We start from the raw sequence: 12,345 nt of genomic DNA on the forward strand, positions 1-12,345 counted from the left end.
TTTTTATATCTTCACTTTCACATACTGCCCGGGGGCCGGGGTGATGCCTTCGGGTACCGCTCTTGCCGGCACCATGGCGTCGGATTGCTTGTCCAGCCACTGATACCAATCCGGCCACCAGGAGCCCGGCTTGGCATCCTCTTCACCATCCACCTTATAACCATATTTATTTTTGGCTGGCGGGTTGACCACCCCTGCCACATGGCCGGCACCGGAGGTTACCAGCCGCTTTTTGTTACCGCCAAAGAGCCGCGCCGAGGCAAAGGCGCTCTTGGGGGGAACGATATGGTCTTTGTCTGCCGCCAGCACATAAACCGGTACGTTGACCCGGCGAAGATCCATCTTGTAGCCGTCGAGCTTCCAGCTTCCCGGCTCGGCGAGACGATTTTCCAGGTAGGTGTTTTCGATGTACTCCCTGAAAAAGGTGGCTGGCAAATGGGTAACATCGGAATTCCACACCAGAATATCGAATGCCGGTGGCTTCTGGCCCAGCAGGTAGCGGTTCACAAAGGCCGGCCAGTAAAGCTCCTGCTCGCGGAGCAGTGAAAAGCCGGTCGCCATCAGCCTGCCATCCATATAGCCAATCTGGTCGGTTACCGTCATCACGCTCTTAAGCAGCGCCGGCACCAGCAGCAAACCCGGCTCGCCGGGTTCGGCAAAGTCCAAGAGTGTGGTCACCAGAGTCAGGCTGGCAATACGTTTGGCGCCGCGGGCAGCAAGCCAGGCCGACGCCAAGGCCAGCAAGGTGCCGCCGACGCAGTAACCCATGGCATGCACTTGGTTCTCTTCGGTCAGTTCCCTGACCCAGTTGATGGCCTCAATCACCCCTTGCATGTATTCAGTCATGCCCAGGTCGGCATGCTGGGCGGTGGGGTTGACCCAGGACATCAAAAACACCGTGTGGCCCTGGTCTACCAAGTGGCGCACAAAGGAGTTTTCGGGTTTTAAATCCAGCACGTAGTACTTGTTGATGCAGGGGGGGACCACCAGCACCGGCGTCTTGTGTACCTGCTCGGTACTGGGGGCATACTGAATGAGTTCAAACAGGGGAGATTGTCTTACTACTTGGCCAGGGGTGGTGGCCAAGTCTTTACCCAGCTCATAGAGCTTGGTGTTGCCCAGGGGAATATTGAGCCCGATGGGGCTGTTGTCCATATCCTCCACCAAGGATCCCAGGCCCCGCACCAAGTTGTCGCCGCCCTCTTCCAGGGTCTTGGCAAGCACCTTGGGGTTAGTAAGCAGGTAATGGGCAGGGTCTTGCATCTGCATGGTTTGGCGCGCCCAAAAGGCCAGCTGCTTCTTGTCCTTGTTGGGCACATGTTCGAGGTTGTCGATGCTCTCCTGCCAATAACCATTCATCAGCTTGTGGCTTTGCTGGAAGTATTGCCAGTACTCCTCAGGCTTACCGTCACTGAGCATCTTTTCGACGTTGTCTTGCCAGAGGCGACTCTGCGCCTGCCACCAGTTGGCCCCCGCTGCCCAGAAAGCCTGGGGCTGGTTGGCCGCGGCAGTTACCAGTTGGTCACCCATGGCCAGCATGGGAGGCCAGCAGGCCTCCCAGGGGTTGTCATGGGGCATATCAGCCTTTCACCTCTTCCTTGGCGATATCGGCAAAGACCTGGCTGAACTCCTTTCGCAGGCCTTCATTGAGCTCTAGGAAGGACTTGCAGTCCTGCATGAAGCGTTTGTTCAAATCAGCCATCTGGCTCATCTGCACCTGCCCGACCATGGCGGTATCGCCCTTGGCGGCGGCGTCGTTGAGCTTTTTGGCGTACTCGATTTGGCTCTGGGTGTAGGTGTCCAGGGCATCAATCTGGTACTTGCTGAGCTTGGCCACGTTATCCAGCAACATGGTGTTGATTTGCGCCAGCGGCTTAAGCACATCCTGTTGTTGGCCATTGGCTTGGCGGATCCAATCTTGAAACATAACGATCTCCTTTTAATGCATGTGTTGTCCGCCATTGGCGGAAATATTGGAACCGGTGATAAAACCTGACTCGGGGGAAGCGAGAAAGGCGACGATGCGGGCGATCTCGGCCGGGTCGCCAAGGCGACCAACCGGGATCTGGGCAATGATGGAGTTGCGGATCTCCTCAGGCACCGCCATTACCATTTCGGTGGCGATGTAACCGGGGGAGATGGTGTTGACGGTAATACCTTTATTGGCCACTTCCTGGGCCAGGGCCATTGTCAGGCCGTGCAGGCCGGCCTTGGCGGCCGAGTAGTTGGTCTGGCCCAACTGGCCTTTTTCGCCGTTGATGGAGCTGATGTTGATAATGCGGCCGTATTTGTGATCCAGCATCTGCGGCACGGCGGCGCGGCAAAGGTGGTAGGCACCGGTGAGGTTGGTCTGGATAACCTCCAGCCAGTCATCTTCCATCATCTTTCTAAGGGTCTTATCGCGGGTGATACCGGCATTGTTGACCACCACCGACAACGGCCCCAGCTCCTTCTCAATAACCGAGATAGCGCTGAAGACACCGTCCTGGTCGCAAATGTCGGCCAGTACCAGATAAGGGTCAAAGCCCAAGGCTTTTTCCTGCTCAACCCAACGTGCGGCTTTTTCAGGGCAGCGACACAGCGTCGCCACCTTGTAGCCTTCCTTTGCTAAAGCGCGGCAGATCGCCGTGCCAATACCGCCATTTGCCCCAGTAACTAAGGCGACTTGTCCTTGTACGTCCATCGAGTTCCCCTGAGAGAGCAGTTGATTTTCTCTAAAGCTAGTCCAGGGCTAGAGCCTCAGCTCTAAATTTTCATGAAGATTTTTTGTACAACAGATTAATCCATGATCAGGATCAAAATACGGCGGCCAGAAGGGTTACCGCTGTAACATGCGGAAAACAGAGTGGTTTCTGATATGAAACAGCAATCATTGGCAATAGTTGCCTCGTTCAGTTCCTTGCGTGCATAAAGGCCACACTGGCGAAAACGCCGTTTTCCGCCCCTAGTTGTTGCGGATGCACACTTTTATCACCTTACGAAGTTCCGTACCTTCAACGGCTTAGTTCTGTAGTCGTCCACGCCAGGCAATTCGGCGGTCAAGACGTTTTGGCACAAAAGTAGGCAAGATTAAAAAACCAAATAAAGTGATTTGCTAAACATGTCGTTTTAATAGGGGGTCAACGTAGTACACAAAAGGAACGCTGTGTGATTAAGAAGACCTCCCTTGCCCTTTTTGCGGCAACCTTGCTGTCAGGATGTGGCAGCAGCAGTGACGATACCTCTACTTCCCCCGAGGTCCCTGCCAACCAGGCACCGCAATTTACGTCTACAACCCTTGAAAGCATCAACGGCGTGGCCGTGCCGGTAACACTCAACGACCTGGCCAAAGACCCTGACGGTGATACTCTTTCACTGGTCAAAATTACCGCACCACAGCATGGCAGCCTGAAGTTGGTCAATGACACCTTAAGCTACCAACCCGCCGCCGGATTCATCGGTAGCGACAGTGCCGAGCTCACTTTGACCGACGGTCAGGCTCAAACCACTGCCACCTTGAACCTGCAATCTTTTGCTCAGGTCACCCTAAACGGCCAAGTGGTAGATGACCCCATCCCCGGCGCCACTGTGACCGCCAAACTCGGCAACAATACTTTCAGCGCCAAAGCCGACAACCAAGGCAACTACCAGCTGCTAATCAAGAGCCTGAGTAATAATGATTTTGTGACCCTTACCGCCACCGGCGATGCCAGCCAGGGTATGGGAGCGGTCAAACTGGTGAGCCTACTGGGTGAAATGGCAGGACTGGTCGGTAAAGCAGGTGAGGACGCAGTGCTGGATGCCGATGAAGATAGCGCTACCCAGGTGACCAACCTCTCCACCGCCTATTACCTGCTGCAAAAAGAAGCCAAAGGCAGTGAGCCGGCCAGCGATGCCGATATCGCCACTTACGCTCCGGCCATCTCGCCAGAGAAAATGCTGGAAGTGGCCGCCGTCATCAAGCTCATCCTTGATGACAGTAACTACAGCCTGCCTCAAGGCTTTAGCGATGTGCTGGCCTTCACCGCCGACATCGCCGCCTACAACAGTTTTGTGACTAGCCTGACCGCAGCCAACCCGGACGATAATGCGCTGACCCAGATGGTCAATACCATCAAAGCCGACCCGGTGCTGGCCTCTAAATTCAGTACCGATACCCTGCCAGGCAGCTATTACACTCTCTCATCGGCCATTCCCGGATACTTGGCTGTGGGTGCTGACAAGCTGAGCTTTAATGCCGATGGCACAGGGCAACTAGTATCAAATTCAGGAGCTGCTTCATTTACGTGGCAAGTTGAGAACGGGCAACTGGTAACAACCTTCACCACCCCCTCGACTTATCTACAGTACAACACCAGCGTATATGGTCTATTGGACTCGAAGCAAACCTCTCTCTATATCCAAGCCCACGGGACCGACAGCATCAAAGTCACTCGCCAAGTAACAGGGTTGACCATCAAATTGCTGGCCGATGGTAGCCCCAACAAGGTAGTGGCCATGGACATGACCTACAACGACCTTATAGGCGACATCGTCCTTGACGGGCAGACCATCAACATCGACCAGTTAGATCAGCACTGGCTATACCTGACTGCACTGGTAGATGCCAAAGCTAACGCCCTAAATTTCGATGTCGATGACATTGCCGGTACCTGGGCCCTGCCCACCCCTTATCAGCCAAGTGACCTACGTAGTACTCCCCGTCCCTTCAACGATGACGTGCTGACCCTTAACGCCGATGGCACTGGTTATGCACAACTTGCTGATGCAGCAGTCAGCTGGACCCTTGATGCCGGTAAACTAAACCTGCACTTTGCCGATGGCCGTTATGAGACAGTGACTCTTGCCGCCAAGGCAGACCAACTGCAAACCGGCGCCGTTGAGCTGTTTGATGCCAATCAGCAGCTGCAAAGCTTCGACTACGACTATATCGTCAAACAAAGCCCAGATATCGTCTTTACCCCGGCGCAGCTGGTGGTGCCTGAAAACCAGTACTGGGTGAGCCTTCTTAACGTTTGGGACAGTCAATGCTGGCATGACGGCAACTTTGACTACAGCGGCTGTGGCGATTTTGGCTGGGAGTTCTTTGCCGATGGCACCGGTAGCAACCTCTATCACGACGTGGATTACGACACTGGCGCCTTAACCCCAGTGCGGCAAGAGTCGACCTGGCAGATAGCCGAGGATGGCTCGCTGGATTTCACGCGTAAAATCTCTGAGAGCCTCACAGAGCAGCGCCACTGGCTCCCCTTGGCGTTCCAGCAAGATGGGTTGATGATTACCTTTGAATCAGCCAGTCGCCCCGACGGCAATGGCGGTACCTATTCGCTTGTTGAGCCGCGTATCAACCTGTACCGATTGTGGCAATTGCCTGAAAACAGCCAAGCAGCAGCGACTCGTATCCAGGCCATTCATCCCAAGCAGTAACAGTACAAACCGGCGTATTGGAAGCTGGTTTGATGCTGAAAGTAAAAAACCACCTTCTTAGAAGGTGGCTTTGAGAGAAGGCCCCCTAGAAGGGGGCTTTCGTCTTTATGAGCCCGCTGACAGTAGTTCTAGCTGTTCTGACTCTTTCTCTTTTTTCTCTTGGTGACGCACATAGGGTTCTACCCCGTTTCTACGGACGGTTTAATAACGGGGTAGAACCCGGCGCCAGTAGACGTGCGATGATGATTTGTAACGCCTCACGCTAGTTACTCTCCTTCGACTGTTGGTAGCAATCGTTGGCTAGTGTCTAGCGTGGGCTCTCTACGGGCATAGCCCAGACTTGACGATCACCACCTCCATAGGAGGTGGTTTAACGCTGACAACAAAAAGCCCCGCATCAGCGGGGCTTTTTTACACTTAAGCGCTTAGCACTGCTGGTGCATTTCCTGGACGGAAATAACCGAGTCGCGGTCGGAGACCAGCAAGCTCTGACAGGTGGCAAAGGCGGCATTGAGGGTGGTGGTGTAGCTCACCTTGTTCATCAGTGCCCCGCGGCGCATCACCTTGGAGTCCTCGATGGCCTGGCGACCTTCGGTGGTGTTGATGATGTAGCTGTACTCACCGTTTTTGATGCGGTCCACAATGTGTGGGCGGCCTTCATGCACTTTGTTCACCAGGCGCGGGTTGATACCGGCTTCGCCCAGTACCACGGCGGTACCGTGGGTGGCGTCCAGTTCAAAGCCCAGGGCCAGCAGCTGACGAGCCAGCTCGACGGCGCGCGCCTTGTCGGTGTCACGCACGGAAATGAGCGCCCGGCCACCTTTGGGGGTGACGCTGTTGGCGCCCAGCTGCGACTTGGCATAGGCCTCGGGGAAGGTTTTACCCACACCCATGACTTCACCGGTAGAGCGCATTTCTGGGCCCAGGATGGGGTCAACACCCGGGAACTTGGCAAAGGGCAGCACCGCTTCTTTAACGCAGTAGTAAGGCGGGATCACCTCGCTGCTGATGCCCTGCTCGGCAAGAGACTGGCCAGCCATGACGCGGGCGGCAATTTTGGCCAGAGACAAGCCGGTAGCCTTGGACACGAAGGGCACGGTACGGGACGCGCGGGGGTTTACCTCGATGAGGTAAATCTCGTTGTCCTTAACCGCGAACTGGGTGTTCATCAGGCCGATAACGTTGAGCTCAAAGGCGAGCTTACGCACCTGTTCACGCATCCGGTCCTGAATGTCTTTGGACAGGGTGTAAGGGGGCAGTGAACAGCCGGAGTCGCCGGAGTGCACGCCCGCTTGCTCGATGTGCTCCATGATGCCGCCAATCAGCACGTCGGTGCCGTCACAGATGGCATCGATGTCCACTTCCACGGCGTCGTCCAAGAAGCGGTCCAGCAGCACCGGGCTGTCGTTGGACACTTTCACGGCGTCGGTCATGTAGCGGCGCAGGTCCACTTCGTCATAGACGATTTCCATGGCGCGGCCGCCCAGCACGTAGGAGGGGCGCACCACCAGCGGGTAACCGATGGTCGCCGCCTTGGAGATAGCCTGCTCCAGGTTGGTGACGGTGGCGTTCTCGGGCTGCTTAAGGCCCAGGCGCTCAACCGCTTGCTGGAAACGCTCACGGTCTTCAGAGCGGTCGATGGCATCTGGGCTGGTACCGATGATAGGCACGCCGGCCGCTTCCAGGGCACGGGCCAGTTTCAGCGGAGTCTGGCCGCCGTACTGAACGATAACGCCCTTGGGTTTTTCCAGGCGCACTATTTCCAGCACGTCTTCGAAGGTAATGGATTCGAAGTAGAGACGGTCGGAGGTGTCGTAGTCGGTGGACACGGTCTCGGGGTTACAGTTGACCATGATGGTTTCATAACCGTCTTCGCGCATGGCAAGGGCGGCGTGAACGCAGCAGTAGTCAAACTCGATACCCTGGCCGATACGGTTCGGGCCGCCACCGATAACCATGATTTTCTCACGGTCAGAGGGGTTGGCTTCGCACTCTTCGTCGTAGCTTGAGTACATGTAGGCGGTGGAGCTGGCAAATTCAGCCGCGCAGGTATCGACGCGCTTGTAAACGGGCACGATGTTGTTGGCGTGGCGGATTTTGCGCACTTCACTCTCGGCTACGCCGAGGATGGCCGCCAGGCGGGCATCCGAAAAGCCCTTGCGCTTGAGTTTGCGCAGGAACACCGGGTCCAGACCGGCTAGGCCCTTCTCGGCCACGGCTTTTTCGTCTTTGAGCAGGTCTTCGATTTGCACCAGGAACCAGGGGTCGATGTTGGTCAGCTTGAACACATCGTCCATGGTCATGCCGCTGCGGAAGGCATCGGCGATGTACCAAATCCGCTCGGCGCCGGCTTCTTTAAGCTCACGGCGCAAAATGGAGATGGCTTCCGGGTCTTCCAAGTCCACGATGGGGTCAAAGCCGTTGGCGCCCACTTCCAGGCCGCGCAGGGCTTTTTGCAGGGATTCCTGCTGGTTACGGCCAATGGCCATCACCTCACCCACGGACTTCATCTGAGTCGTGAGGCGGTCGTTGGCACCGGCAAACTTCTCGAAGTTAAAGCGCGGGATCTTGGTAACCACGTAGTCGATGGACGGCTCGAAGGACGCCGGGGTCTTGCCACCGGTGATGTCGTTCATCAGCTCGTCCAGGGTGTAACCTACCGCCAGCTTGGCCGCCACCTTGGCGATGGGGAAGCCGGTGGCCTTGGAAGCCAGGGCTGAGGAGCGAGACACCCGCGGGTTCATCTCGATAACCACCATGCGGCCGTCTTTGGGGTTCACACCAAACTGCACGTTGGAGCCGCCGGTTTCCACACCAATCTCACGCAGTACCGCCAAGGAGGCGTTACGCATGATCTGGTATTCCTTGTCGGTCAGGGTCTGAGCCGGCGCCACGGTGATGGAGTCGCCGGTGTGGATACCCATGGGGTCGAAGTTTTCGATAGAGCAGACGATGATGGCGTTGTCGTTGCGGTCACGCACCACTTCCATCTCGTACTCTTTCCAGCCAATCAGGCTCTCGTCAATCAAGAGCTCGTTGGTGGGGCTCAAATCGAGGCCGCGGCGGCAAATTTCTTCGTATTCTTCTTTGTTGTAAGCAATACCGCCACCGGTGCCGCCCATGGTGAAGCTGGGGCGGATAATGCAGGGCAGACCGATGTCATCAATGATGTCTTCGCAGTCTTCCCAGCTGTGGGCGATACGGGCGCGGGGCACGGCCAGGTTGATGTTGGCCATGGCATCAACAAAACGCTCGCGGTCTTCGGCCTTGTCGATGGCATCGGCAGTCGCGCCAATCATCTGTACGCCGAATTTTTCCAGCACGCCGTGCTTGTCCAGGTCCAGGGCGCAGTTCAGCGCGGTCTGGCCGCCCATGGTGGGCAGAATGGCGTCGGGGCGTTCTTTTTCGATGATCTTGGCCACCACTTCCCAGTGTACCGGCTCGATGTAAGTAGCATCGGCCATGCCCGGGTCGGTCATGATGGTGGCGGGGTTGGAGTTCACCAAAATAACCCGGTAACCCTCTTCACGCAGGGCCTTACAGGCCTGGGTGCCGGAGTAGTCGAACTCACAGGCCTGGCCGATAACAATGGGGCCAGCGCCGAGGATGAGAATGCTTTTAAGGTCGGTACGTTTTGGCATGATTACCCCCTGGCCGCCATCAGTTCGATAAAGTGGTCGAAGAGCGGTGCCGCATCGTGCGGACCCGGGCTCGCTTCAGGGTGGCCCTGGAAGGAAAACGCCGGCTTGTCGGTGCGGGCAATACCTTGCAGGGTGCCATCGAACAAGGATTTGTGGGTAGCGCGCAGGTGCGCGGGCAAGCTCGCCTCGTCTACCGCAAAGCCGTGGTTCTGGGCAGTGATCATCACCACGTCACGGTCCAGGTCTTTAACCGGGTGGTTACCGCCGTGGTGGCCGTGGCCCATCTTGACGGTCTTGGCGCCAGAGGCCAGCGCCAGCAGCTGGTGACCGAGGCAAATACCAAAAACCGGAGTGTCGGTTTCCAAGAAGGCTTTGATGGCGTCGATGGCGTAGGTGCAAGGCTCCGGGTCGCCAGGACCGTTGGAAAGGAAGATGCCATCGGGGTTCAGGGCCAGCACCTCTTGGGCAGAGGTTTGGGCAGGTACTACGGTCAGTTTGCAGCCCCTGTCAGCCAGCATGCGCAGGATGTTGCGTTTAACGCCGTAGTCATACGCCACTACGTGATATTTGTAGTGCTCGTCGCCGAATTGCTTGAAACCCTCACCCAGGGTCCAGCTGCCTTCCGTCCACTGGTAGCTTTCCTTGGTGCACACCACCTTGGCCAAGTCCATGCCCTTAAGGCCAGGGAAGGCTTTGGCGGCGGCCAGTGCCGCAGCTTCGTCTACGTCACCGGCAATGATGCAGCCGTTCTGAGCGCCTTTCTCACGGAGAATGCGGGTCAGCTTACGGGTGTCGATATCGGCGATGGCAACGATATTGCGGGCTTTGAGGTAATCAGAGAGAGAAGCCTGATTACGGAAGTTGGAAGCAACGAGGGGAAGATCGCGGATCACCAGGCCAGTGGCCCAGATTTTATCGGCTTCTTCGTCTTCGGTATTGGTACCGGTGTTGCCGATATGGGGGTAGGTCAGGGTAACAATTTGTTGGGAATACGAGGGATCAGTAAGAATTTCCTGGTAACCCGTCATTGAAGTATTAAAAACTACTTCGCCGACCGCTTTTCCAGTGGCCCCAATGGCCGTGCCCTGGAAGACGGTCCCGTCTTCAAGGACCAAGAGCGCTGGCTGACTCAAGACAACCTCCATAGAGTTAGTAACTGAGAGAAATCAGTAACTTACCATCGGAGCTGAGCATCAAAATGATGCGTTTTACCGAGCTTTTGGCAAATTGGCGGTATGATAAAGACGTGGGCTGACCTTGTCCATTAATTTTTTAGAAAAGGTTTTCGTGATGAAAATGACGCCAAGGCGCCATTTTCACAGCTTTACGTGTACGCAAACCGCCGTTGACTGACTGCATAAAGCGCGCAAATTCTCACATAAAAATTCAACTAAGCGCAATAAAAAACCGGCCATAAAGCCGGTTTCAATAGTTTAGCCCCGTTTTCTGGGTGTTATTGCAGTTTTGGCTCGAAGGCGGCAGCGCCATAAGCGCCCAGCTGATAGTGCCACTGCCCTACCCCTTTGCTGACCACCAGGGTGCCGCTGTTGCTGCCAAGAATGTCGCTAAGGGCGTATTGGCCGTCGGCCAGTTTCCACTTTTCAATCAATGCCTTGGGCACAGCTACCTGACCTTCTTTGGCGCTCGCGGCAAAGTTGGTGGCCACCAGCACCTGCTGGCTGCCCTGCCAGCGGGCAAAGGCAAAGACCTTGTCATCGCTCTGCGTCAGCGCCTGGCCGGCGCCACCGAAGGCGCCCTGGCTACGGCTGAGGTTCAGCAGCTTTTGGTAAAAGCCGCGCAGGGCCTTTTCCTTGGCAGACAACTGGCCGCCGTCAAAGGCGCCGCCGTTCATCCAGCGCTGCACGCTCGGCACATCCCAATAGTCGAAGATGGTGGTGCGGCTGGCTTTGCCAAAGCCAGCGTCGCGGGCGCCGGGCTCGCCAAGGGCCTGGCCGAAGTAAACCATGGTGGCGCCGTCATCCATCAGCGCCGACACCGCCATGGCCGGAATGGCCTTGACCGGATCGCCGGCAAACTCGGGGCTGGCGATGCGCTGCTCGTCGTGGTTTTCCAAAAAGTGCAGCTGGTGGGCGGCAATGTCCTGGTTACGCACCAGAATATCGGCGAGCGCCTGGGTGCCTTCTTTACCTTGGATGATGGCTTTGAGGCTGTCGTAGGTTTCTACCTTGTCGTAGAGGTAATCCATTTTGCCCAGGCGAATGTAGTCGCGGTACTGGGCCGGGTTGTAGACCTCGGCCATCAGCAGGGTGTCGGCCTTGTGCATCTTGATGGCGCTGTTGAGGTAGCTCCAAAATTCCACCGGCACCATTTCGGCTACATCGTAGCGAAAGCCGTCGACGCCCTTATCCAGCCAATAAAGGGCGATGTCCTTGTACTTAACCCAGCTGTCCGGCACCGATTTCCCCTGCCAAAAAGCCGCGTGGGCGCGGTAATCCTTGTTTTCAAAACCGGCGGGTAGCTGCGGGAAGTCATAGCTGCCGTCGGGGCGCACCCCGTAGTTTATCTTGACCGTTTCATACCAGTCGTCCAGGGCCGGCTGCGGGCTGCGGCTGCCGTTACCTGTCCACTTGGCGGGGTTTTCGGCAAACTGGCCGTCGGCCAGGGGATGAGGCAAGCCGCCCAGGGGTTTGTCCCCTTTCGGCACTTTAAACGCCTGGCCCGGTACGTAATAGAAGTTGTTGTCGCGCTTATAGACCACACTGCTGTCGTCGTTTCGGCCAAAGTCCCGGTCCGGGTAGACGCTGGAGTGATAGCGGCGGGCCACGTGGTTGGGCACGATGTCGATGATGACCTTCATGCCGTGGGCATGGGTGCGCGCAATCAGGGCCTCGAACTCTTCTAAGCGCTTGGCCGGGTGGGTGGCCAAGTCCGGGTCAACGTTGTAGTAGTCCTTGACCGCGTAGGGCGAGCCAGCGCGGCCCTTGACCACGTCCGGGTCGTCTGCCGCTATGCCGTAGGCGCTGTAATCGGTGACCTGGGCATGCTCGGGAATGCCGGTGTACCACAGATAATTGACCCCCAGCGCCTTGATGGAGGCAAGGGCGGCGTCGTTGATGTCGGCAAATTTACCGACCCCATTTTGCGCTAGGGTGCCCCAGGGCACCTGGCTGTCGACCTTGTTGCCAAAAAGGCGGGTAAACATCTGGTAGATAACCGGCTTGCCGGAGCCTTGGGGCTGCACGCTGGCCGACGCCTCTTGAGCGGCATTGCTGGCAACCGGTGCCTCCGAGCAGGCAGCAAGCATCACGCAAAGGGCCAGGGAAGAGAGCTTGTTCAT

The 12,345-nt window shown here is 56.9% G+C and carries 7 protein-coding genes; 1 reads left to right on the top strand and 6 read right to left on the bottom strand.

All coding sequences use genetic code 11. The features are described from left to right. Positions 1–3: 3 nt before the first annotated feature. From AC22G1_RS13860 to phbB, 3 genes are read right to left on the bottom strand one after another with little or no spacing between them, the layout of a single operon-like run. A complete protein-coding gene (locus AC22G1_RS13860) occupies positions 4–1,578 on the bottom strand; it encodes a PHA/PHB synthase family protein (RefSeq protein WP_487313885.1) in 1,575 nt (524 codons plus the stop codon). 1 nt (position 1,579) lies between these two features. Then, entirely contained in the window at positions 1,580–1,927 is a 348-nt protein-coding gene (locus AC22G1_RS13865) for a phasin family protein (RefSeq protein ID WP_050658480.1), read from the bottom strand. A 12-nt stretch (positions 1,928–1,939) separates the two neighbouring features. Continuing rightward, positions 1,940–2,683: an acetoacetyl-CoA reductase gene (gene phbB, locus AC22G1_RS13870; protein ID WP_487313886.1), complete on the bottom strand. Its 744-nt coding sequence runs from the start codon at positions 2,681–2,683 to the stop codon at positions 1,940–1,942. Positions 2,684–3,147: 464 nt separating this feature from the next. Between phbB and AC22G1_RS13875 the strand changes: the two genes are divergently transcribed. Further along, complete coding sequence (locus AC22G1_RS13875) at positions 3,148–5,406, top strand: Ig-like domain-containing protein (RefSeq protein WP_487313887.1); 2,259 nt, start codon at positions 3,148–3,150, stop codon at positions 5,404–5,406. Positions 5,407–5,831: 425 nt separating this feature from the next. Here the strand turns inward: AC22G1_RS13875 and carB are convergent, their stop codons facing one another. The 3 genes from carB to AC22G1_RS13890 form a co-directional block, all read right to left on the bottom strand. Beyond that, positions 5,832–9,047 carry a carbamoyl-phosphate synthase large subunit gene (gene carB, locus AC22G1_RS13880; RefSeq protein WP_487313888.1) on the bottom strand — a complete coding sequence of 1,072 codons (3,216 nt, stop codon included), beginning with the start codon at positions 9,045–9,047 and terminating at the stop codon, positions 5,832–5,834. 2 nt (positions 9,048–9,049) lie between these two features. Beyond that, a complete protein-coding gene (gene carA, locus AC22G1_RS13885) occupies positions 9,050–10,180 on the bottom strand; it encodes a glutamine-hydrolyzing carbamoyl-phosphate synthase small subunit (protein ID WP_487313889.1) in 1,131 nt (376 codons plus the stop codon). 320 nt (positions 10,181–10,500) lie between these two features. After that, the gene (locus tag AC22G1_RS13890) at positions 10,501–12,345 is read right to left on the bottom strand and encodes an alpha-amylase family glycosyl hydrolase (protein ID WP_487313890.1); all 1,845 of its coding nucleotides are present in this window, start codon (positions 12,343–12,345) and stop codon (positions 10,501–10,503) included.

The organism is Gallaecimonas zhanjiangensis (genome assembly GCF_057624825.1).